This window comes from Streptomyces sp. NPDC003379 (assembly GCF_053589195.1).
The window spans coordinates 19,676-42,052 of sequence record NZ_JBSFRK010000056.1; the positions used below are offsets into that span (position 1 = coordinate 19,676).

The window sequence follows — 22,377 nt, forward strand, 5'->3', positions numbered from 1 at the left end:
TCGGGCGGGTCGCGGCGCGACCCGCGGGGCGGTGCGGTCAGTGCATGACGTCGTACTTCGACGCCTCTACGAACTGCGGCGCGAACTTGCGCTTCTGCCACAGGCAGTAGCGGTTGAGCAGTCCGGCGAGCGGTCCCATGGGACGGCGGAAGTCGATGATCACCACGACCCGCGACTGCTCGCTCTCGTTGATCACCTCGTGCTCCAGGGAGACGTCGAGGACGACGCCCTCCCCCTCCTTCCACTGGTAGTACTCGTCGGCGAGGCGGATGCGCGGCGGGTTGTCCGTGGGCACCTGGACGCCCAGGTGGTAGCGGAGGATTCCGGCGTACGGATCCTGGTGCGCGGGCAGGGTGACGCCCGGCTCCAGGATGGAGACGAACGCGTTGACGACGTTCGGCGTCGACTGGGCGAAGGACAGCAGCGTCGGCAGGTCCTTCTTCGCCAGCTCGTTGGTGTTGCCGAACATGTACGCGTAGTACAGCCGCCACTCCTCCGACACCTGGGCCGCCCGGGTCGGGTCGAAGGTGCCGTACGTGGGGATCTCGCGGGCGGCGAGCAGCGCGTCGACCTCGGCCTTGAGCTCGGGGAACTTCCGCTCCAGCTCCCACACTTCAGGGAAGACCGCGTGCGCGGGGATGACGCGGCGGCGGTTGCGGCCGCCCGACTTGCGCAGGAAGACCCAGTTGGACAGGTCGCGCAGGCGCGGGTTGTTGAGGTACGGGGAGCCCTTCATGGCGTCACTCCTGTGGTGTGGGATGCGAGGGGAGGCGGCGCCGAGCCGCCGCCGTCGGTGGGCTGTCCGACGCGCTCCATCGCGCCTCGGCGCGCCTGCCAGACGCTCGTTCGGCCGTCCGGCTCCTCGAAGGTGAGGCGCAGGGGAGCCAGGCCGCGGTCGATCGTGTCGAGCATCGCCGCGTGGTCCGGGGCGGTGCCGCGCAGGATGTCGAGGAAGAAGGACGTGGACTGGGCGGGCAGTGCCTCGCCCTCGTTCAGCCGCTGGATGCGGCCGACGATCCCCGGCTGCGCGAGCAGCGCGTCCACGCCGTCGATGCCGCGCAGCACGCCGCCGGGCAGCGGGGAGAGGCCGAAGTACTGGAACTCGACGGTGCGGGCGGCCGTGCCGGTCGCTTCGACGGGCAGCCCGCAGGCGACGCGGATGCCCAGCTCGTGCAGGTCGATCCCGAGCGCGCGCTGGTACATGTCGGCGAGGAAGCCGCCGAGGCGGCCGTTGACCTCGATGATGCGCGGGCCCCGCGGGGTCAGCTTGATCTCGGTGTGCACCAGGCCCCGGCGGATGCCGAGCGCGAGCGCCGCGTCCCCGGCCAGCCGCGCCACCCGGGCGCTCTCGTCCGGGCCCAGGTGCGAGGGCACGAAGCCGCCGTGCTCGCGGAACGGCGGCATCAGCGGGAACTTGCCGGTCACGCCGATGGTGTGCGCCGTTCCTTCAACGACGAGCGACTCCACGGACACGTAGTCGCCGAAGTCGCCCTCGTCGCGGCCGGGCAGGAACTCCTCGACGACGAAGGGACGTTCGTCGGTCGGCGTCACGTCGGCGGGGAAGTCGGCGGCGTCGCGCACGAAGTGGGTGTCGATGCTGCTCTGGCCGCGCACCGGCTTGACGACGACCGGACCCGGCCGCTGGGCGAGCAGGGCGAGCGCCTCGGCGCGGCTGGTGACGGGTACCGACCACACGGCGTCCACGCCGCGCTCGGCGAGCCGGTGGCGCTGGGCGCCCTTGTCGGTGAGCCGGGCTGCCGTCCCGCGGTCGTGGTAGGGCAGGTCCAGGGTGTGCGCGAGGGCGGCTGTGAAGCGCAGCAGGCCTTCGCTGAAGGTGGTCACGCCGGCGATCTCGTACCGTTGCAGCCGCTCGGCAAGCGGGCCGACGTCGTGCTCGTCGCTCTCGTGGACCGGTCCGAAGCCTTCGTACTCGGCACGCTCCTCGGCGCCCAGTGCGCCGCTGAGCGCCACGTACACCGGTGCGAGGCCGCAGCGCCGAGCCGCGTGGGCGATGTCGGAGGGCCGGACGCCGGAGTGGGGGAAGACCGGGACGACGACGTTGCTCATCGCTCACCCGCACTCGTGTCTCGGAGCCGGTAGACCCGGTCCTTGATGTCTTCGACGCGCGCGCAGTCGCGGTCGATCGCGTCCATGGAGGTTGCGGCCATGAAGATCCGCATCGTGCTGGAGTACAGGTCCACGGTGGGGCGCAGCACTCCCCCGGGCTCGATCTTCAGATCGAGGCGGGACACCGTCTCCAGGTCCGCGATCGCGTTGACGGCCTGCTCGTCGACGCTGTCCACGACGCCCGACAGGGTGGTGGACGTCGTGCAGCACACGGCTTCGCGGAGTCGGTCGTACGTCCGGCCCGCGTAGTCGCGCATGAACTGGGCGGGCGCCAGGTAGGCCAGGGCCGTGAGGCTCGCCTGGTTGCCGCCCGCGCAGATGTCGTGGAAGCCGGGGTGCATGTTCCCTGCGATGCGGGTGCCGACCTCGACCAGGGCCGGGCCCGCCGGGGTGACGATGACCTCGGCATGGGTGGGGCCGAAGTGCACACCGAGGGCGTCCAGGGCCCGCTCCACGTAGGCGGTCAGCTCCGGCACGGGGCCCTCGTCGGGGGCCAGCAGGCGTTCGCGGTCGTAGATGTTGCGGCCGGAGGGCAGCAGGCGCTTCTGGTACTCCCATACGCCGCACACGTAGCGCCGGCGGGCGTACGAGACCATGTCGACGACGTACTCGGTGCCGTGCAGACAGGACTGGACGAGGACCTCGGTGTTGGTGTCGCCGTAGATCGTCCGCGTGCCCAGGATCTCGTCCGCGGCCTGCCGCACCTCCTGCTCGTCGGCGCAGATGAACACCCCGTCCCCGGCGGCCGAGTTGAGGGGTTTGACGACCACGGGGTAGTCGGCGAGGTCGCGTGCCCAGGCCACCAGTGCGTCGGGGTCGCGGCCCTTGGTCTGCTCGGCGCGGTGCAGGCCCGCGCTCCGCAGGGCCTCCCCCATGAGGTACTTGTCCCGGCGGGCGGCGGACAGGCCGGTGCCGTTGGTCGGCAGTCCGAGCCGCTCCGAGAGCAGGTCGGCGAGGACGACACCGGGTTCCTGACCGGCGAGCACGGCCACCGGGGCGAACTCGGCCAGCCGTACGAGGGTCTTCTCCAGGTCGTCGTGGACCAGGGCGGCCGCGTAGCCGCCGAGGTCGGGCGCGGGCATCGACGGCATGAACTCGGGGGTGCTCTGGACATGCACCAGATCCGCGCCCAGGGCGGTGAACTCAGGGGGAAGGTACTTTCCCGAGGTGTAGGCGTCGACCAGCACGACGACCGGTCTGTTCTGGGACAACGGAGCTCCTCACGAGGGTGGTTGGGGGGTGTGGCGGGTCAGGTGACGGAGAACCCGCCGTCGACGAACAGGGTCTGGCCGGTCACGTACGCCGAGGCGTCGCCGGCCAGGAAGACGGCGGCGCCGGTGAAGTCGTCCAGCACGCCGTTGCGGCCGGCCATGGTGCGCCGTGCCATCGCCTCGGTGCGCACCGGGTCGCGGAAGACCGCCTCGTTGAGCGGGGTGTGCACGAACCCCGGAGCGATGGCGTTGGCGCACACGCCGCGGGCCGACCAGGCCTCGGCCTGGGAGCGGGTGAGCGCGGTGAGGCCCGCCTTGGACACGCCGTAGGCCCCGCTGTTGCCGAACGCGCGCACCGACTGCTGGGAGGCGATGTTGATGATGCGCCCCCAGCCGCGTGCGGCCATGCCGGGCGCGAACCGCTGACCGAGGAGGAACGGCGCGTCCAGGTTGGTGCGCAGCGTGCGGTCCCACTCCTCGTCCGTCAGGTCCTCCAGCGGTGGCCGGACGTTCACCCCGGCCGAGTTGACGAGGATGTCGACGGCCGGGTGACGCTCCTCGATCTCGTCGGCCAGCCGGTGCACCGCGGCGCGGTCGCCGAGGTCTGCACCGACCCAGGACGCGGCACCGCCCCCCGTCGGCATCCGCGCGACGGCGTCCTTGAGCGGTGCGGTGCGCCGTGCGACCAGCACCACGTCGGCTCCGGCCGCGCACAGGGCACGGGCGATGGACTCGCCGATGCCCGAGCTGCCGCCGGTGATCACGGCCGTGCGTCCGCGCAGGCCGAACAGCGCGTCGAGGAATCTGCTCACAGCGTGCTCCCTCAGCCCTTCTGGCGGGTCGGGCGGAGCCTGATGTCGTCCAGGTGGACGTGCGGGGGACGGCCCACCACGAAGGCGACGACCTCGGCGACGTCCTCGGGCACCAGCAGGGGCCCGTTCTCCCGCGCGACCGCCTCGAACCAGTCCCTGTCGTACCCGGCGGCGTCCTGGAAGCCGGAGCGCACGAACCCGGGCTCGATCAGGGTGACCCGGATGTTGTGGGTGCACAGCTCCTGGCGCAGCGCCTCCACCAGGGAGTGGACGGCGAACTTGGTAGAGCCGTAGACCGGGTTGGCGGCCGACACCTGGCGTCCGACGGTGGAGCCGATGACGACGATGTCCCGCACCTTGGCCCCGCCGTCGGCCTCAGCCTGCTTCCTGAACTCAGCTCCAGTGGCGCGCAGTTGACGCATCACGGCGAGGACGTTGGCTTCCAGGAGCTCCTGCCAGCGGTCGGCGTCGGAGCCCAGGAGTGTGCCGGGCAGGCCACGTCCGGCGGAGGCGACGAAGACGTCCGCGGGCGCGCCCCACTCGCGCTCGGCCGCCGTGAGGAGTTCCTCGGTGTAGGTGGGCCGGGTCATGTCGCCCGGGTGGACCAGCACGGCCCCCGGCCCGCCCGCGGCCTCGTCGCGTACGGCGTCGAGCCGGCCGGCGTCGCGGCCCGCGGCCACCACGCGGGTGCCGCCGCGGGCGAAGGTGGTGGCGACCGCGCGGCCGATCCCGGAGGAGGCCCCGGTGACGACGGCGATGCGTCCCTCTGTCATGTCAACTCCTGCTCTTGCTGTGGTACTTGTCCGTGGATGCGGGTAGGGGGTCCGGCGGTCCTCAGGCGGGCACGACCAGTGGGATGTGCCCCTGGTCCACGAGCCCGCCGAAGTACGCGCGCAGCCAGGCCCGGTCCAGCGGGGCGAACTCCACCCCGAGCCGGGCGAGCAGCCTGCGGGTGCGGGTGTGGTCGTAGCGGATGTTGCGCTCGGGGCGGACGGCCCAGAAGTGCGCGAGGGCGATCTGCTCGTCGCCGTCGCCGAGGTGCCGGGCGAACAGCGGCCCGAATTCCGGTGACTCGTCCACCTCCAGGGGGCAGCCGAGGTCGCGCAGGGCGGCGAAGACCTCCTCGTACGTCACCTCGTGGTGCGTGTCGACGTGGAAGGTCCCGCCGCGCACCCGGGTGCTGCGGGAGATCTCCAGGATGCCCTCGGCGACGGTGTCCACCGGGCTCAGCGCCAGCGTGCGCGCGCCCAGGTCGGGCACCCGGCCCAGGCGTGCGCAGGCAATCAGCAGCTGCACCAGGCGGTTGTCGCCGCCGTTGCGCTGGAAGCGCCCGGTGCGCGAGTGGCCGGAGACGTTGCCGGAACGGTGGACGAAGCCGCCACCGCCGCGGGCCGCGAAGTCGTGGACGATGCGTTCGGCGTCGTACTTGCTGCGCTCGTACTCGTTGAGGAACCGCTGGCCGATGTTCAGGCTGTCCTCGGAGAACACGGTCGGCTCACCCTCGGGGGCGCTGCCGCAGACCGCGAGGGTGGACGCGTGGTGCAGGTCCTTGGGCCGCCCCTCGGACGCGAAGCGGACCAGGGCGCGCACCGGCTCGGTGTTCTGCCGGTCGAAGGACGCGCGGTCGCCGAACAGGCGGGTGTCGCCGGCCAGGTGGTAGACGGCCTCGACCTCGCGGGACAGCCTCGTGTACGCCGCGGGGTCCAGGCCCAGGCGTGGCTCGGCCAGGTCGGCCGCGTGCACGGTGACGCGGCCCGCGTGGCCCTCCAGGTCCTCGTCGGGCCAGTACCAGGCGTACGTCTCGCGCAGCCGCTCCCGGGCGGCGCGGGCGTGCTCCCCGCGCACCAGGCAGTGCACGTGCCCGTCGGTGCAGGTCAGCAGCAGATGCAGCAGGTGGGCGCCGATGAAGCCGGTGGCGCCGGTGAGCAGGACGGAGCCGTGGGCGCGGGGGGCGCCCGCGGGCGGTTCGCAGCGCAGGGCGCGCGGGACCTGGGCGAGCAGTCCGGTGCTGGAGCCGTTCTCCATGACGAACTGGCCCTCGCTGAGCGGGAGTCCGGCCGAGGCGAGCAGGTGCGCGCGGGTCGACCTGGCGAGTGCGCGGACCCGTGCGGGGTCGCGTCGGGCACACGCGTACGACAGGTCGGCGACGAGCTGGCCGTCGTGGATGCGGGCCGTCAGCTTCAGGCCGTATCCGCGGTCGTTCGCGGCGCCCCGCACCGGGCCGACCGCGTACCGGGACAGGGCGGGGCGCAGATCGTCGCCGTAGGGCAGGGCGAAGCCGCCCAGGTAGTTGAAGCACACGTCGGCGCGCCGCGGCCGGGCGTGCAGGCCGTAGGCCACGCCGAGGTGCGGCACCTCGTCGAGGGCGGCGGCCACCACCTTGGCGGTGGCCGGGCCGTCGCCCTCGACCACGGCGACGCGTACCGGGTAGGTGGAGGTGAACCAGCCGACGGCGCGGGAGACGTCGAGGGCCTCGTCGAAGGTGGCGCGACCGTGGCTCTCGACGTCCACGAGGAGTTCCTCGCGGCCTTCGTCGGCGGCCAGGGCCTGGGCGAACGCGGCGAGCAGCGCCGCGTGCGGCGGGGTGCCGGCCTGCGTGGCGTCGGAGCCGGAGAGGGCGTCGGTCTCGGCGCGGCTCAGGCGGAACCAGACGGCCTGTGCGTCGCCCTCCAGGTCGCCTCGGTCCCGCGGCACGGGCGCGTACCGTTCGACGCCGTCCCAGTGGGCGAGGTCGGCGCGCAGAGCGGGGGCGTGCTCGGCCAGGTGGGTGGCCCATGCGCCGAAGCCGGTGGTGCCCGCCGCGGTGGCGGGCGTGTTGCCGCGCAGTCGTTCGGTGTAGCAGCGGCTGAGGTCGTTGACGACGATGCGCCAGGACACGGCGTCCACGCACAGGTGGTGGCAGAGCAGCAGCAGGTGGGCGCGGGCGGCGCCCTGGAACAGATGGGCCTTGAAGACGGCGCCGGTGGCCAGGGAGATCTCGGCCTGCCGGTCGGCGGCGGTCCGCCGGATATGGCGCTGGACGGCTTCCTCGCCGTCGGGCAGCACGGACGTGGTGCAGGCGTCCGGCGCGGCGACGACTTCGCGGCGCCGTTCGGTGCCCGTACCCGGGAACGCGGTGTGCAGCAGCGGGTGCAGCGCGACGACGTCGGCGACGGCGGCCGCCAGGACGTCGGCCCGTACGCCGCCGTCGACGTCGAGCAGAAGCGCCTGGTTCCACTGGTCGGGCTCGGTGAAGTCCTGCTGGAAGAACCAGCGTTGGGCCGGGGAGAGCGTACGGTCGTCGTCGCGCGGGCCGGCCGCCCCTGGGCCGGGGCGCTGCTCGGTGGCCGCGCCCGCCGTGATGCGCGCGGCGAGCGCCGCGGCCGTCGGCTCGGCCAGGAACACCGCGGCCGACACCTGGTGACCTCGGGCCTGGAGGTCGGCGATGACCTGGATGGCGTCGATGGAACTGCCACCCACCAGGCGAAAGTCGTCGTACGGGCCGAAGTCGCCGTGCCCCAGGTGGCGCCGCCAGACGGCCAGCACCTCGGCGAGGGCGGGGTCGTCGACGTCGTGGGTGCGGTCGGCGCCCGTGGTGCGGCGGGCGAGCCGCTCCTGTACGAGGTGGCGCAGCGCGCGCTGGTCGGTCTTGCCGTTGGCGTTGCGCGGGAAGTCGTCGAAGACCTCGACGCGTTCGGGGACCATGTACGCGGGCAGGCAGCCGCGCGCGTCCTCGCGCAGGGCCGCCGGGTCGGGGTCGGCGTCCCGGACGACGACGGCGGCCACGAGGGCGGGGCGGCCCGCGGGGAAGTGCAGGGCCACCGCCTCGGCGACCTGCGGCAGGCGACGCAGGACCGCCTCGACGTGGCCGAGCTCCACGCGGTAGCCGCCGACCTTGACCTGCCGGTCGCCGCGTCCCAGGAATTCCAGGACGCCGTCGGCGTCGGCCCGCACCGTGTCGCCGGTGCGGTAGGCGCGCCCGGCCCCCGGGAACGCGGCGTCGACCTCGTCGGTGTAGGCGGCGGCGGTGGCCCGCTCGTCGCCGCGGTAGCCAGGGGTGACGGAGGGCCCGGTGACGTACAGCTCACCGGTGGCGGCGCGTTCGTGGAAGCGGCCGTCGGGGGTGCGGACGAACAGCCGGGTGCGGCCGAAGGCGGTGCCCACGGGCACCGAGTCGACGGCGCCGGCCCGGTCCAGCGCCGCCTCGTCGCGCAGGACGTGCGCGGCGATGCCGACGGTGGCTTCGGTGGGTCCGTAGTGGTTGACCAGGTTCTGGGTGACTCCGGATCCGAGCACCCGGCGGGCCAGCGGGAGGCCGAGCAGTTCGCCGCCGAGGAGCAGATGGCGCAGCGCGGGCCGGGCGTCCGCGTCGTGTCCGAAGGCGGGGAAGAGGACGCCCCAGTGCGAGGGGGTGGTCTTGAGGACGTCGACGCGCTCGGTGTGGAGGTAGCGCATCAGGCCCAGCGGGTCGCGGCGGACGGCGTCCTCGACGAGGTGCAGGGTGCCGCCGGTCCACAGGGCAAGGAACAGGCAGGTGTTGCCCAGGTCGGCGGCGAGGGTGGTGACGTGGGCGTAGTGCAGCGGTCCGGTGATGTCGAGGCGGTCGAGCAGCGCCTCGGTGTAGTGCCGCAGGTTGGCGTGGGTGACCTGGACGCCTTTGGGGACGCCGGTGGAGCCCGAGGTGTAGAGGACGTACGCGATGTCCTCGGGCGGGGGTTCGGCGAGCGGCGCCCGGACAGGGGCGCCGCCGTCGGTGGGGACCTCGGGATCGTCGAGGGCATCGAGCACGTCGAGGACCTGAAGTCCGGCTCGGCGCAGGTCGTGCGCGTAAGACCGGGAGGTGACCACCAGGTCCGGGGTGGCCGCGGCGAGCCGCCCGGCCCCCTCCGCCACCGGATCGGTGGGTTCGACGACCGTGTACGCCGCGCCGCTGCCGAGGGCGGCGAGCAGGGCGACCACCGCGTCCGGGGTGCGGTCGAGGTGGATGCCCACGAGGGAGCCGCGGTCGATGCCCCGGCGGCGCAGCCGGTGAGTCAGCCGGGACACCCTCTCGTCCAGCGCGGCGTAGGTCAGGCGGTCCTGACCGACGGCGACGGCTGTTCGGTTCGGGTGAGTCTTCGCGTGCGTGCGCACCAGCGCCGGGAGCATGCCGTAGTCCTTAGCGAGTGTCCGGATCGGTCGAAGCAGGGGCGGGCGGGCCGGATCAGCTCCAGCAGACGAGCGGCTCCTGCGGGCCCTTGGTGGCGATGAAGGCGGCAGCGCCGACCCGGTGCTTGCCGACGCCGGAGGTGACGGCGTGCAGCATGCGGGGGCTGAAGATGATGAGGTCGCCCGCCTCGGGGTGGATGACGTGGACGGGCTGCTCGACGCTGTCCGGTTCGAGGCCCTCGACGTCGAGGATCGTGCGGGTCTCGTCCTCGGTGGGCTCGCGCAGCCACAGCTGCAGGTCGCCGCCCTCGTCCGGGACCTGGAGGTAGATGTTGGCGACCAGCTGGTTGAGCACGCCCTCGATCTCGGGGGCGTCGGTCTCCTGGTCGATGGCGTCGTTGTGCGGGTAGAACTCGGAGGTCGACGGCTGGAAGACGCGGAAGGCGCCGACGAAGCAGGCCCGGCCGCGCAGCCGCATCAGGTTGGCGCCCGCGGGCCACAGCTCCTGCAGCTCCAGGCGGACGCGGTCCACCGGCGACAGGTAGGGGTGGAACATGGAGCGCACGTCCTGGATGGCCGGCAGGGCCTGGTCGTGGTACTTGTTCGTGAGCTCCGCGTCCCACTTGGTGTCGATGTGCGGCATGTAGACGCGGCCGACGCTGCTGGTGTGCTGCTTGTGGTAGTTGCCGAGGGCCTGGTGGTTGATGGCCTTCTGGGCGACCTTCTCGGCGATGTCGACCGGGTAGTAGCCCTTGACGTGGATGGCGCCGATCTCGCGGTTGGCGAGCTTCAGCAGCGTCTCGGCGGTCAGTTCGGTGGCGATCTCGTTCGTCGACGAACGGACGACGTGCGTGGTAACGCTCACGAAGAAGCTCCTCGGGTTGAGAATCGGCAGGAGCGCTCGATCCGGGCTCACTGCCGCGCGGCGGGCCGAAAGGGCCCGCGGGGCGTTCATGACTTTCGATGACTTCCAAAAGATGGAATCAGATATCCACCGACCGGAAATCTAGGCGGGCTTTCGTCCTGCCGTCAAGGGGAGTTCCGACCGGCGAATCCCGCTTCTCCTCACGGGATTTCAGGGCTCGCCGAATGGGCCCTTCCCCGCGAAAGGAAGGGCTGGATATACGAGTACGAAGGGGTGGTCAGCCGCAGGTCAGCGCGGGCCGAGGGCCGAACCGGCGGCCCCGGAAGAGGTCGTGGGCGTCGCGGGAAGGGCCGGAGCAACGGAGTCCGGCGGTGTTCCGATCAGGACGAGGTATTCCTCCAGAAAGGATTCCGGTGAATAACACCGCGCGGCGATCTCCGCGTAACGGCGCACGAACGCACGGGCGTCGGGTCTTTCCCGTACGAGGGTGAGGGCGAAAGGCTCGACGACGGTCGGCGAGCGCACCCGGCCCGGGTGGCACCCGGCCGCGATCAGTGCGGCCACCGCCCCGAAGGAGTGGCCCACCGGACGCACCCCCTCCTCCAGGGCGTCGGCGACGTCCCGCGCGTCCACCAGGAAGTCCTGCCCGTCCACGGGCGGACTGCCGCCGCAGCCGCGTCGGTTGACCAGCCGCGGCGCGTAGCGCCCGGCGGGCCCGCCCCCGACCTCAGCACTTCCACCGGTCGCACCGCATCTCCTCCTGGTCCGCTCCGTGTTCGGTGACAGGCCCCGCGGCCTTCCCACACTGGTCAGTTGCGCGAGGCGGGCACCGGGTTTACGCGGGGCCGCGAAAACCCGGCGTGACCTGGATCACGGTGCCGGGACGGGCGGCCGGTCAGCAGCACCGCGTGGTGACGTGCTCGGCGCGCCGGGTGTGGTCGCGCCACAGGGCCCTGCGCTGCCGTGCCGTAAGCCGTCCGCCGGGCGCGGTGGCCGCGTGGGCCCGGCACACACGGCGGAACTCGGCCTGTCCCGACACCTCGTCGAGGTAGCGCGCGGCCCGCTCCCATAGCCCGCGCGCCAACCGCCGGGCGCTCAACCGGCCTTCCCCGCGGGCGCGCGGGGCTCCGCGGCCGGCTCGGGGCGCGGCTCGTGCGGGGTCTCGGAGGTGGGGAGCGGTGCGTGCGCGCGCAGGGCCTTGACCCACACACGTACGACATCGGCCATGACGACGAGCACGAGCAGGGCGAAGACGGCGGCCAGGACGCCGTCCACCGTGGAGTTGGTGACGATCTGGCGCATGTCCTCGGCGGTGCGCGCGGGAGCGAGCACGTCGCCGCCCGCCAGTGCGTCGGCGTAGCGCTCGCGCTGGGCGAAGAAGCCGACCCGCGGGTCCGGCGAGAAGACCTTCTGCCAGCTCGCGGTGAGGGTGACGGCGACGTCCAACAGCAGCGGCAGACCGGTGACCCAGGCCATGCGCCGGTGCCCCTGTTTGATCAGGACGGTGGTGCACAGGGCGAGGGCGAGCGCGGCGAGCAGCTGGTTGGCGATGCCGAAGAGCGGGAACAGCTGGTTGATCCCGCCCAGCGGGTCGGTGACGCCGATCAGCAGGAAGTAGCCCCAGCCGGCCACCATCAGCGCGCTGCACAGCCAGATGCCCGGCTTCCAGCTGACGTCGCCCAGCGGCTTCCACACGTTGCCCAGGGCGTCCTGGAGCATGAACCGGCCCACCCGGGTGCCCGCGTCGACGGTCGTGAGGATGAACAGCGCCTCGAACATGATCGCGAAGTGGTACCAGAAGGCCCGTACGGACTCGCCGCCGAACGCCTCGGAGAGCACGTGCGAGAGGCCGAGCGCGAAGGTGGGGGCGCCGCCGGTGCGGGCCTGTACCGACTCCTCGCCGACCGCCGCGGCCGCCTGGTGCAGGTCGGCGGGGGTGAGGGTGAAGCCCAGGTGGCGCACCGCCTCGGCGGCGGACTCGGCGGTCGGACCGAGCAGTCCCGCCGGGGAGTTGACGGCGTAGTACAGCCCGGGATCCAGCACGCACGCGGCGATCAGCGCCATCACGGCGACGAACGACTCGGTGAGCATGCCGCCGTATCCGATCATGCGGATGTGCGACTCGCGCTGGATCAGCTTGGGCGTGGTGCCCGAGGAGATCAGGGCGTGGAAGCCGGACAGCGCACCGCAGGCGACGGTGATGAACAGGAACGGGAAGAGGCTGCCGGAGAACACCGGTCCGGCTCCCCCGGACGCGAAGTCGGTGACGGCGTCCGCCTTCATGGCGGGCATCGCGACGAGGATCGCCACGGCCATCAGCGTGATCACGCCGACCTTCATGAACGTCGACAGGTAGTCGCGCGGGGCCAGGAGCAGCCAGACCGGCAGCACGCTCGCCACGAACCCGTACCCGATCAGCAGCCACACCAGGGTGGTCGGTGCGAGTGTGAACGCCTGCGACCAGGCGGGGGACTCGGCGACCTCGTTGCCGCCGATGACCGAGAGCAGCAGCAGGACGGCGCCGATGACACTGGTCTCCATCACCCGGCCGGGCCGCACCAGCCGCAGCCACAGGCCCATGAAGAGGGCGATCGGGATGGTCATCGCGATGGAGAAGGTGCCCCACGGCGATCCGGCCAGGGCGTTGACGACGACGAGCGCCAGCACCGCGAGCAGGATGACCATGATGGCGAGCACGGCCAGGATGGCGGCGGCCCCGCCGACCGGGCCTATCTCGTCGCGTGCCATCTGCCCCAGACTGCGCCCGTCGCGGCGGGTCGACAGGAACAGCGTCACCATGTCCTGCACGGCACCGGCGAAGACGGCTCCGACGACGATCCACAGCACGCCGGGCAGATAGCCCATCTGCGCGGCGAGCACCGGCCCGACGAGGGGGCCGGCTCCCGCGATCGCGGCGAAGTGGTGGCCGAAGAGCACGCCCTTGCCGGTGGGGACGTAGTCCACGCCGTCCTCCAGCCGTTCGGCCGGGGTCGCGCGGGTGTCGTCGGTGCGCAGCACGCGGCGGCTGATCCAGCGCGCGTAGAAGCGGTACGCGACGGCGTACGAGCACAGGGCGGCGACCAGCAGCCACACGGCGCTGATCTCCTCACCCCGGGACAGGGCCAGTACGGCCCAGGCGGCGGTGGCCGTGAGGGTCACGGCGACCCAGAGCGCCGCGCGCAGCGCCCGGTTGCCCGGTGGGCGCGCGGGCGCCCCGGTTCGGTTTTCATCCATGGGAACCACCTTTCAGTCGGCACGCCGTCGGCGGCCGTCACAGGTCCTTGGTCGGACGGTCCGGGGTCGGACGGTCCTTGGTCAGGTGCCGGAACAGTGCGGCGAGGGCCGCGCTCAGCAGGCAGACGGCGAAGTGCAGGAGGTAGAAGAGCGGGATGCCGAACAGCCGGGGCCGGTCGGGCGGCACGGCGACCGTGGCCGCCGCGGCGATCACGGGGATGAGCAGCAGCAGTCCCCGGACCTTGCGCCGCGGTGTTCCGCGTCCGCTGTCCGCGGGGTCGTCTTCCGCAGCCACAGCCGCACCTCTCCTCGCCCCGGGCCGACGGCGCCGGCCCGTACCTGTCGATTCGGACGCGCCCCCGCGGTCGTTCGCGTGCACGCGGTCCGGTGTGCGGGGGCTGCGGGAGTGCGCGAAGAGACGGTCCGGCACCGCACGGACGCGTGGCGGACTCCCGCGAGCGAGGCGGCGGGCCGGAGGTCCGCCACCTGCTCCGGATGTTGGTTGCGCGGCCGGCCCGTGGGGTTTACACGACCCCGGCAAGCGCCTCAGTGGCGTGGATCACACGGCCGCCGGATCTTCCTTGACGCTCATCCGGGGCCGTCCTAGAGTGCCGCATGCCGGAAAAGGCATTCCGTCATACGGAAAGTCATGTGCAGGGGGAGCTATCAACCAGGCTGTCGGAGCGTGTTTCACGCTCGTCCTCGGCGTCGCGCTCCTGGCCGGGGCCCGCAGACCACCCCACGACGAACTCCCCCACCCCGCCCGCTGGGCCCTGGGCGGACGCGGCCTCGGCACCGCCGCGACCTGCCTGCTGCTCGGGGGCACCATCTACACCTCGTACACCTACATCGCCGTACCCGGCCTGATCTTCGGCACCGGCGGACTCGCCCTGTACGCCCTCGTGTACACGATGATGCTCTCGCCCCTGATCATGATCATGCTGCCCCGGCTGCGTGACGTCGCCGCCCGGCACGGCCTGGTCACAGCCGCCGATTACGTACGCGCCCGGTACGGCTCACACCCGCTCGCCCTCGCCACCGCGCTCACCGGCATCCTCGCCACGATGCCCTACCTCGGGCTCCAGGTCGTCGGCCTGACCGCCGTCCTGCGGGCCATGGGCCTCACCCCCACGGGCGTCGCCGGCTGCGCCGTACTCACCCTGCTCTTCCTGCTGTTCGCCCTGGTCACCCACCCCGGCGGCCTGCGCGCCTGCGCCCGTGTCTCGTTCGTCAAGGCCGGGGTCATCGGCACCGCGGTGATCGTCCTCCTCGCCCTCGTCCTCCACCGGCTAGGCTCCCCCGGGCACATCTTCACCCTGGCCGCCCAGCGCAGCGAGGCCACCGGGCAGCCCTTCGGCGTCCCCGTGCACGGCTTCAGCGCGTACGCCACCCTGGCCATCGGGTCCGCGCTCGCCCAGCTGATGTACCCCCAGGTCCTCCTCGTCGCCATGGCCAGCCGCTCCCAGCACACGCTGCGCGCCGCCACCACCTACCTGCCCGCCTGGAGCATGACGCTCGGGCTCTGGGCGTTCCTGGGCATCGCGGCGCTCGCCGCCGGAGTGCAGACCCAGGCCGGGCACGGCGAGCTCGCCGTGCCCATGCTCATCGGCCAACTCGCCCCTGACTGGCTCGCCGGGCTGCTGTTCGGTGCCATCGCCGTGGCCGGGCTGCTGCCCGCCGTCCTGATGGCGATGAGCATGGCCATGCTGTTCGTACGCAACATCTACGTCGAGTACCTCAACCCCACCGCCACCCCCAAGCACGAGGTCCGCGTCGCCCGCGGACCCGTCCTCGCCATCATGGCCGGGGCCGTCGCCTTCGCCCTGCTCGTGAAGCCCCAGGACGCCGTCAACCTCCATCTCCTCGGCGGGGTCTGGATCCTGCAGCTGCTGCCCACCGTCGCCCTGTCCCTGTTCACCCGCTTCTTCCACCGGCGCGCCCTGTTCCTCGGCTGGGCCACCGGCATGGTCGCCGGTACCGCCTTCCTCGGCCTCGGCCGCTTCTCCGCCGTCGTCGACGTCGGCATCGGGCCGCTGCACGCCCCGGTGTACGTCGCCCTGACCGCCCTGGCCCTCAACCTCGCCGTCGCCGCCGTGCTCACCCCCGTCCTCGACGCGCTCAAGGTGCCCCGGGGCACGGACGCCACCGCCGGCGGCGCGGCCTGGGAACGCCGCGGCTCCAAGTACGCCTTCGTCGTCGAATGAGTGAGGAACCCCTCGCGTGAAACCGCTTCTCCCACGGCCCGGCGCCCTGCGCCCCCGCCCGGCCGGACCCGTCCCGCCCGGCAGACCCCTGCCTCCCGGGCCGGCCACCCCCGAGGACAGCGCCCCCGAGGACAGCAGCCTCGACCTGCGCGACGCCGACCGGGAAGTCGCCATCGCCCAGCTCTTCGACGAGCACTACGCACGACTGCTGCGCCTCGCGATGCTGCTCGGCGCCGAACAGGACGCCGAGGACGTCGTGTCGGAGGCCTTCTACCAACTGCACTGCCGCTGGGCGAAGCTCAAGACGCCGGAGGCCGCCGCCGGCTATCTGCGCTCCATCGTCTGCAACCTGACCCGGATGCGGATCCGCCGCATCAAGGTGGTGCGCCGCCACACCTACGCCGAACGCGACGACCTGGTCCGCTCCGCCGAGCAGCAGGTGCTGCTCGACGACGACCAGCGCTCCCTGGTCGCTGCACTGCGCACCCTGTCCTCCCGCCAGCGCCAGGCGCTCGTGCTGAAATACTGGCTCGACCTCAAGGAGGCCGAGATCGCCGAGACGATGCGGATCTCCGCCGGTGCGGTCAAGTCGCACACAGCGAGGGGCATGGCGAAACTGACGAGCGTAATGAAGGGGCAACCCCAGTGACCACGAAGACGGAGGAGCTGCTGCGGTCCGCCCTCAGCGACCTGGCCGCGTCCGTGCCCGACGGCGCCGCCACCTCCTACCGCAAGGAGCAGGCCCGCTGGCGCCGCCGCGAGTACCGCCGCCGGTGCGTGGTCGCCGTCCTGGTGCTGCTCATCGTCGCCGTGGTCTGCGCGATCGGCTTGATGACGCTCGCCGACGCCCCGCCGGACACGCACGTCATCTTCAACAACCAGGGCGGGAAGGCGGCATCGGAAGCCGGGCCGTAGAAGGCGGTACCGGAAGCCGGGCCGTAACGCGATGATCACCACGGTGACCGCCGCACCGAGACCGTGGCCATCGGCATCGCCCGGTGCCCGCGGGTTCGTACGTGACCGTCGATCGGCGGGCTTTCCTGTCCGTCATGGACGCCGTCTCCGGCGGCATCTCCTACGGAGCCGCCCACCGTGATCCCGAGCTGGTGGAGCGCGGCCGACGCACCCTGGCCCAGCTTTCGCGCCGCACAATGTCCTGATCCCGAGCGGGACACCGCAGGCGTCGGAGGCGACCGAGCGTTTCAGTCCCCCGCTTACCCCGGTCGACCGGCGCCCAGCCTTGTCGCCGTCGGACGGGGCCTCGGTCATACAGCCGTCCACCGAGATTTCGCCCAGTCCAAGGCCGCACTCCTTGACGCGGCCTCCGATCGTCCGGTCGGAACATCCGGCTGTGGAGATGCGTTCGTAGCCGGACCCGTGGGCCCGTGGACCCGTGGACCCGTGGACCCGTGTGAGCACGATGTGCTCGAAGACCGTCCGGTCGGCAATCCGGCGGTGGTGACAGCCCAGCGGGTGGTCCACGACGAACTCACCCGCGATGACATGTCGCCGCCTCAGTCAGTCGCACAGGGCAGCCGTCTGCGCCTTTATCAGTCCCTTGCTCAGCGGGATGGGCGGCTCCTTCTTCAGGTCCGCGCCGAGGTCGAAGACATTGACTGCGAGGACCAGTTGTCGCTCACCGTCGGCGGTGGTGAGGGACACGCTGGTGAAGCCGGGTCCGCCGCCGTCGGTCTGCCAGGCACTGATCGGCCTGGTGTCCGGCTCCGAGCCGCATGTCACGTCCCTGCGCTGTACGCCGAGTCCGTACGCCGGCGTCTTGGGGAACCGCACCGTCGTCAGGAGTTCGCGCTGCTGGGCGGGGCGCAGGAGCTTGCCGGTGAACAGGGCACGGTGGAAACGGGCCAGGTCGCCGACCGTGGAGATCATGGCGCCGGCGGTCCAGTCGTACGACGGGCTGAAGCGGGTCACATCGCGTCCGGCGAGGTCGTAACCGTGCAGATGAGGGCCGTGGATGGCCGGATCGGTCAGCGGGAAGGAGGTGTCCTTCAGGCCGAGCGGGGCGAGAATCCGCCGATGGATTTCGGAGGGCGCGCTGCGATGGGTGACTGCCTCGATCACCAGGCCGGCGAGCAGGTAGTTGGTGTTGGAGTACGCCCAGCCGCCGCCGGGCGCGAACAGCGGCTTGTGCCGGACCGCTCGGGCGATCACCTCGCGAGGGGTGTAGACGTGGCCCCATTCGTGGCGCTCCAGGTAGGGGGCGAAGAACTCCGGTTCGGTGGTGGGGTCGTAGATGCCCGAGGTGTGGTTGAGCAGTTGCCGGATGGTGATGGCCGTGCCGGTGTTGCCGTTCCCCCGGACCACGCCGGGCAGCCATTTCTCCACGCTGTCGTCGAGCGAGAGCCGCCCTTCGCCCTCCAGTTGCAGGAGCACCGTCGACACAAACGACTTGGTGTTGCTGGCGATACGGAACCGATGGTCCGGCCGGGCCCGCTCGCCGCTCGCCGTGTCCGCGAGCCCGGCCGCCGTCCGTGACTCCCGCTCTCCGCGCCTGACGTACGCCACGACACCCGGGAATCCGTCCGCGACCGTCTGCTCGATGGCCTCCTCAAGGCCGGCGGGCGGCGAGGCCGACGCCCGCTCCGCCGCGGCCGCCGGGAAGATCCCGGACACCGCCACCGCGCACATCCCCGCCCACAGCGCCGCGGCCCTTGCACGTACCTTCACCGACTGCTCCTGTCCCTGTCGCCTGTGCCGTTCCCGCCCCAGCGTGCCGGGCCGCCGTACCAGTCGCCCAACCTGCTGATACCCGCATTGATACGGGGGCTGTCCCCACCCCCTCACCGTCCCCGTCCCTGTCCCCGTCCTGTCCCTCGCTATATGCCTGTGCATGGCGAGTCCGGGCGGGGCTGACCGGACCGCGGCATCCCGACGAAGTGCAGGGAGGGCGACAAGGCGTCGATGGCGTGCCGTACGAAGCGCTCCCTTCGCCGTGCCGCAGTGTCCCGACGGCCCCATAGTCGGTGCTCAGGCTTGGATACGACTGCTCATGGTGTGGCGGCGTGACAGGGCCAGGGGAAGATGGCGCTGCACGGCCCCGCCAGCCACTGCGGGGGCCGCGAAAGCGCCGGCGCGCAGGGTCGCATAGGGTCCCCGCCGAGGCGACCCGCTCGCCGCTTGGCCGAGGGGGTAAAGGGCTGATTCACCCGTTCGGCCCATCTCGGCTCCCTCTGGCTTGAGCGGAACGCCTTTACTGAGGGTGAGGCCGGGCGGGGCACGTACGGCCCCTGGCCTCGGGCCATATGCGTCACATACCAAGACGCCGTCATCGAGCCGGGTTCGCCCCGCCTGCAGCTCACGGGGCGAAGACGCATATGTCCCGGAGTTCAGACCTCGCCCATGCCTCACACCTGGGAGGTAAACAATGATGACGCGTACCCAACTACGCGCAGCGGGCCTCGTATCCGCATGCATCCTGGCGACCACAATCACCCCGGCCTGGACCGCCAGTCGCCCCGCAACCGAGCAGCCCGCACCCTGCCGGACCGGCAACCTGGCCCTCGACTGGACCACCGGCGGGACGGCCAACCCCGGCGGTTCGCATACGGAGGAGCAGGTGACCGTCTTCGCTGCGGTGAAAAACACCGGATCTGATGCGTGCACCCTGCGGGGCTACCCGAAAGTGACCCTGAGGATGGGCACGGAAACCCGGGGTGTGGAGACCGAAACGTTCATGCAGCAGGTCTCGAAGAAGCCGACAACCGTCACCCTCGACTCGGGTGCCAGCGCTCGGTTCATCGTGACCTTCCTCTCCGGGAAGCCGAGCGACAACATCATCGACCCCGGCGTGGCGGCCATCACCCCGCCCGGAACCACCAAGGCCAAGGAACTGCCTTGGCGGTGGGGGCTGGTCCAGAAGCAGGAAGGGGCCACGCACCCGGGCAACTACGTCAGCCCGGTGTTCCGCTGACATCCCGCTCCAGCAACCAACACGCGCGGGCGTGCCGAGGACGTGGGGTCGTAGCACTCCGCGCTGGGTGCGGCCTTCGAAGTGGTCAAGTGCGAGGCTGTGTTTGAGTTCGCGGTAGTCGTGTTTGATCCGCCAGTGGAGTTTCGCCCAGCGCACCAGGTCGGACGCCGTCCCAGCGGCTGCGTCCGCCTGCTTGTTCCTGAGCGGTGCGGCAGGCCTCCTTGCCCGAGGCCCCGAGGCCCCGAGGCCCCGAGGTCCGCACCGGCAGCACGGCGTGCCTCCCGCCCCGTCCCCGACCACCCCCGACCACTCCCCTCACTCCCTCACTTCCCTCACTCCCCCACCATCCGCAGCCGCCGCACCCGCGCCGGAGCGGGCCCGGTCGACTCGCGCGGGATGTAGGTCGTGCGCAGGGTGTGGCGGCGAGGCCTGGCCGTGGAGCCGTTGATGCGCCGGACCAGGATGTCTGCCGCGAGACCGCCCAGTTCCTGCACCGGCTGGCCGACCACGCTCAGCCGGGGCCGGACCAACGTGGCCCACTCCGCGTCGTCGAAGCCGATGACGGAGACGTCACCGGGAATGTGGGCGTCGAGATCGAGCAGGGCGTCGAGCGTGCCGAGCGTGGCCACGTTGTCGGTGGTGAACAGGGCGGTGGGCCGGTCGTCGGAGGTCATCAGGTCCAGTACGGCGGAGCGCGCCCAGGCCCGGTCATATCCGGTGTGCCGGATCAGCTCCGCCTCACGCGGGATGCCGACGGCGCGCAGAGCCTGCCGGTAGCCGGTGAGGCGTTCGGTGGTGGTCCAGATGTCCGCGCCCGGAGCCAGCAGCGCCGCGTTCTCGTCGGGGGACGCCGAGGTGATGACCGCGATGCGGGTGTGCCCCTCGCCGGTGAACCTGGTCACCGCGGCCTTGGCGGCACCCCGGTTGTCCACCACGACGGTGTCCAGCGCGGACCCGCTCAGCGCACGGTCGAACAGGACCACGGGAACACCCGAGGCGACGGCCCTGTCGAGGTGCTCGTGGTCGGCCGCGGCGGGCGCCACGACGAGGCCGTCCACACGCCGTTCGATGAACAGCTGCACCGCGGAGCGTTCCGTCTCGCCGTCCTCGTCGCTGTTGGCGAGGACGACCTGGAGGCCGGCCTTGGCCGCGACGTCGGCGACGCCGCGCACCGCGCGGGCGAAGTAGGCGTTCTCCACGTCAGCGACGACCACACCGAGGGTGTGGGTGCGTCCGCTGATCATGCTGCGGGCCACCGCGTTGGTGCTGTAGCCCAGTTCGGCGGCGGCGGCCAGCACCCGTTCCCGGGTGGCCGCGCTCGCCGACCCGTATCCGCCCAGGACCCGGGCGGCGGTGGCCTGTCCCACGCCGGCGTGCCGGGCGACGTCGGGGATGGTGACGCGGCGCGGCGGCCGCGCGGTGTTCGGCATGGGGCGGTCTCTTCACAGGTGACGGCTCGGCGGACACCGAGGAACGGGGCGAGGAACGGGGCGGTGAAATCCGGCGCCATTCAACCATTGACGGACAGCGCCTGCCGATGGGTAAGGTACAGGCTCGTTGGTAACGTTATCAATTTCCGCCAACTCCGCCTGCCTGCCTTCCCCCGGCCGACCACGGCACGTTCAGCCCCACGGCCATCCCCAGCCCACGCCCTGAGCTCACGCCCCGAACACCGGAGGTATCACGGATGGCAACCGACACCCCCTCGCCGCCCCCGGACACAGGCCCGGCCATCACCCTCGTCGACGTGGTCAAGGACTTCGGCGGCGCACGGGACGCGGCGGCCGTCCGCGGCGTCAATCTCTCCATCGGCGAGAGCGAGTTCTTCTCCCTACTGGGGCCGTCCGGCTGCGGCAAGACCACCACCCTGCGGATGATCGCCGGGTTCGAGGAGCCGACCGGCGGACAGATCCTGCTGCACGGCCGCGACATGGTCGGCGTACCGGCCAACAAGCGCGACATCAACATGGTCTTCCAGTCCTACGCCCTCTTCCCCCATCTGAGCGTCGCCGACAACGTGGCGTTCGGACTGCGCCGCAAGCGCGTGGCGAAGGACGAGATCCGCGACCGGGTCGAGAAGATCCTGCGCACCGTCGAGCTCACCGACAAGGCCGACCGCCGGCCCCGCCAGCTCTCCGGCGGCCAGCAGCAACGCGTCGCCCTGGCCCGCGCCCTGGTCAACCGTCCACGCGCCCTGCTCCTCGACGAACCGCTCGGCGCCCTCGACCTGAAGCTGCGGCAGTCCATGCAGCTGGAACTCAAGCGGATCCAGCGCGAGGTCGGCATCACCTTCATCTACGTCACACACGATCAGGCCGAGGCCCTGACCATGTCCGACCGGATCGCGGTGATGAACCACGGCCTGGTCGAGCAGGTCGCCCCGCCCCAGGAGGTGTACGAGCGGCCCGCCACCGCGTTCGTCGCCGGGTTCATCGGCACCTCCAACCTGATCGGCGGGCGTCTGGCCTCCGTCGGTACCGACACCGGGGTGCTCGATCTCGGCGACGGCCAACGCGTCTCCGTCCCGCTGCGCGGCTCCCACAGCGCCGGGGCCGACGTCGAACTCACCGTGCGGCCGGAGAAGATCACGCTGACCACGCGGCCGACCGACACCGCGAGCCGTATCCGCGGCACCGTCCGCGAGGTGGTCTACCTCGGCACCTCCACCAACTACACAGTGGACACCGCCACCGGCGCGCAGATGACCGTCTTCCAGCCCAACGACGGCACCGCCTCCGTCAACCCGGTCCGGGGTGAATCCGTCTGGCTCTCCTGGGCCACCGAGCACTCCTACCTGCTCACTACCGCTCTCCTCCCCGTGGCGACCGCCGCGGCCGCGGATTCCCTCACCCCGCGCTGACGACAGGCA

The 22,377-nt window shown here is 71.8% G+C and carries 18 protein-coding genes and 1 pseudogene; 5 read left to right on the top strand and 14 right to left on the bottom strand.

All coding sequences use genetic code 11. The features are described from left to right. Positions 1 to 37: 37 nt before the first annotated feature. From ACWDVB_RS35235 to ACWDVB_RS35285, 11 genes are all read right to left on the bottom strand, one after another. Positions 38 to 736, bottom strand: coding sequence for an aspartyl/asparaginyl beta-hydroxylase domain-containing protein (locus tag ACWDVB_RS35235; RefSeq protein ID WP_451519359.1), 699 nt, complete (start codon positions 734 to 736; stop codon positions 38 to 40). Next, complete coding sequence (locus ACWDVB_RS35240) at positions 733 to 2,067, bottom strand: ATP-grasp domain-containing protein (RefSeq protein WP_451519358.1); 1,335 nt, start codon at positions 2,065 to 2,067, stop codon at positions 733 to 735. Before ACWDVB_RS35240 ends, ACWDVB_RS35235 begins: the two co-directional genes overlap by 4 nt. Next, positions 2,064 to 3,338 (bottom strand): ATP-grasp domain-containing protein, encoded by a 1,275-nt coding sequence (locus ACWDVB_RS35245; RefSeq protein WP_451519357.1) that lies wholly within the window; start codon positions 3,336 to 3,338, stop codon positions 2,064 to 2,066. The genes ACWDVB_RS35240 and ACWDVB_RS35245 overlap by 4 nt, the downstream gene beginning before the upstream one ends. A 38-nt stretch (positions 3,339 to 3,376) precedes the next feature. After that, positions 3,377 to 4,150 carry an SDR family NAD(P)-dependent oxidoreductase gene (locus tag ACWDVB_RS35250; RefSeq protein WP_451519356.1) on the bottom strand — a complete coding sequence of 258 codons (774 nt, stop codon included), beginning with the start codon at positions 4,148 to 4,150 and terminating at the stop codon, positions 3,377 to 3,379. 11 nt (positions 4,151 to 4,161) lie between these two features. After that, positions 4,162 to 4,923 (bottom strand): SDR family oxidoreductase, encoded by a 762-nt coding sequence (locus ACWDVB_RS35255; protein ID WP_451519355.1) that lies wholly within the window; start codon positions 4,921 to 4,923, stop codon positions 4,162 to 4,164. Between the two features lie 61 nt (positions 4,924 to 4,984). Beyond that, positions 4,985 to 9,277 (bottom strand): amino acid adenylation domain-containing protein, encoded by a 4,293-nt coding sequence (locus tag ACWDVB_RS35260; protein ID WP_451519354.1) that lies wholly within the window; start codon positions 9,275 to 9,277, stop codon positions 4,985 to 4,987. Between the two features lie 55 nt (positions 9,278 to 9,332). After that, complete coding sequence (locus ACWDVB_RS35265; RefSeq protein ID WP_451519353.1) at positions 9,333 to 10,142, bottom strand: 2OG-Fe(II)-dependent halogenase WelO5 family protein; 810 nt, start codon at positions 10,140 to 10,142, stop codon at positions 9,333 to 9,335. 288 nt (positions 10,143 to 10,430) lie between these two features. Next, positions 10,431 to 10,946, bottom strand: coding sequence for an alpha/beta fold hydrolase (locus tag ACWDVB_RS35270; protein ID WP_451519352.1), 516 nt, complete (start codon positions 10,944 to 10,946; stop codon positions 10,431 to 10,433). Between the two features lie 91 nt (positions 10,947 to 11,037). Beyond that, the gene (locus ACWDVB_RS35275) at positions 11,038 to 11,241 is read right to left on the bottom strand and encodes a hypothetical protein (RefSeq protein WP_451519351.1); all 204 of its coding nucleotides are present in this window, start codon (positions 11,239 to 11,241) and stop codon (positions 11,038 to 11,040) included. Next, positions 11,238 to 13,376 carry a carbon starvation CstA family protein gene (locus ACWDVB_RS35280; RefSeq protein ID WP_451519350.1) on the bottom strand — a complete coding sequence of 713 codons (2,139 nt, stop codon included), beginning with the start codon at positions 13,374 to 13,376 and terminating at the stop codon, positions 11,238 to 11,240. Before ACWDVB_RS35280 ends, ACWDVB_RS35275 begins: the two co-directional genes overlap by 4 nt. A 37-nt stretch (positions 13,377 to 13,413) precedes the next feature. Then, positions 13,414 to 13,671, bottom strand: coding sequence for a hypothetical protein (locus ACWDVB_RS35285; RefSeq protein ID WP_451519349.1), 258 nt, complete (start codon positions 13,669 to 13,671; stop codon positions 13,414 to 13,416). Between the two features lie 313 nt (positions 13,672 to 13,984). Here ACWDVB_RS35285 and ACWDVB_RS35290 point away from each other — a divergent pair, with 313 nt between their 5' ends. From ACWDVB_RS35290 to ACWDVB_RS35300, 3 genes are read left to right on the top strand one after another with little or no spacing between them, the layout of a single operon-like run. Further along, positions 13,985 to 15,580, top strand: a complete 1,596-nt coding sequence (locus tag ACWDVB_RS35290) for a sodium:solute symporter family protein (RefSeq protein ID WP_451519348.1) — start codon at positions 13,985 to 13,987, stop codon at positions 15,578 to 15,580. A gap of 16 nt (positions 15,581 to 15,596) precedes the next feature. Further along, positions 15,597 to 16,229, top strand: a complete 633-nt coding sequence (locus tag ACWDVB_RS35295; protein WP_451519347.1) for an RNA polymerase sigma factor — start codon at positions 15,597 to 15,599, stop codon at positions 16,227 to 16,229. Continuing rightward, complete coding sequence (locus ACWDVB_RS35300) at positions 16,226 to 16,495, top strand: hypothetical protein (RefSeq protein ID WP_451519346.1); 270 nt, start codon at positions 16,226 to 16,228, stop codon at positions 16,493 to 16,495. Before ACWDVB_RS35295 ends, ACWDVB_RS35300 begins: the two co-directional genes overlap by 4 nt. Before the next feature lie 243 nt (positions 16,496 to 16,738). On the opposite strand, the pseudogene ACWDVB_RS35305 reads toward ACWDVB_RS35300, so the two are convergent. Then, positions 16,739 to 17,071 (bottom strand): annotated as a pseudogene (locus ACWDVB_RS35305) (IS5/IS1182 family transposase); the annotation flags it as partial. Positions 17,072 to 17,098: 27 nt separating this feature from the next. After that, entirely contained in the window at positions 17,099 to 18,265 is a 1,167-nt protein-coding gene (locus ACWDVB_RS35310; RefSeq protein WP_451519345.1) for a serine hydrolase domain-containing protein, read from the bottom strand. A 697-nt stretch (positions 18,266 to 18,962) separates the two neighbouring features. Here ACWDVB_RS35310 and ACWDVB_RS35315 point away from each other — a divergent pair. Next, positions 18,963 to 19,508, top strand: coding sequence for a DUF4232 domain-containing protein (locus ACWDVB_RS35315; protein WP_451519344.1), 546 nt, complete (start codon positions 18,963 to 18,965; stop codon positions 19,506 to 19,508). Between the two features lie 332 nt (positions 19,509 to 19,840). Here ACWDVB_RS35315 and ACWDVB_RS35320 read toward each other — a convergent pair whose 3' ends face one another. Continuing rightward, a complete protein-coding gene (locus ACWDVB_RS35320) occupies positions 19,841 to 20,938 on the bottom strand; it encodes a LacI family DNA-binding transcriptional regulator (protein WP_451519343.1) in 1,098 nt (365 codons plus the stop codon). A 257-nt stretch (positions 20,939 to 21,195) separates the two neighbouring features. Here ACWDVB_RS35320 and ACWDVB_RS35325 point away from each other — a divergent pair, with 257 nt between their 5' ends. Beyond that, complete coding sequence (locus ACWDVB_RS35325; protein WP_451519342.1) at positions 21,196 to 22,368, top strand: ABC transporter ATP-binding protein; 1,173 nt, start codon at positions 21,196 to 21,198, stop codon at positions 22,366 to 22,368. Positions 22,369 to 22,377 lie beyond the last annotated feature (9 nt).

Bases quoted from the DNA above. Each gene is read 5' to 3' on its own strand.
- ACWDVB_RS35235 (WP_451519359.1), bottom strand. From the start codon at position 736: ATGAAGGGCTCCCCGTACCTCAACAACCCGCGCCTGCGCGACCTGTCC.
- ACWDVB_RS35240 (WP_451519358.1), bottom strand. From the start codon at position 2,067: ATGAGCAACGTCGTCGTCCCGGTCTTCCCCCACTCCGGCGTCCGGCCC.
- ACWDVB_RS35255 (WP_451519355.1), bottom strand. From the start codon at position 4,923: ATGACAGAGGGACGCATCGCCGTCGTCACCGGGGCCTCCTCCGGGATC.
- ACWDVB_RS35260 (WP_451519354.1), bottom strand. From the start codon at position 9,277: ATGCTCCCGGCGCTGGTGCGCACGCACGCGAAGACTCACCCGAACCGA.
- ACWDVB_RS35280 (WP_451519350.1), bottom strand. From the start codon at position 13,376: ATGGATGAAAACCGAACCGGGGCGCCCGCGCGCCCACCGGGCAACCGG.
- ACWDVB_RS35315 (WP_451519344.1), top strand. From the start codon at position 18,963: ATGATGACGCGTACCCAACTACGCGCAGCGGGCCTCGTATCCGCATGC.
- ACWDVB_RS35320 (WP_451519343.1), bottom strand. From the start codon at position 20,938: ATGCCGAACACCGCGCGGCCGCCGCGCCGCGTCACCATCCCCGACGTC.
- ACWDVB_RS35325 (WP_451519342.1), top strand. From the start codon at position 21,196: ATGGCAACCGACACCCCCTCGCCGCCCCCGGACACAGGCCCGGCCATC.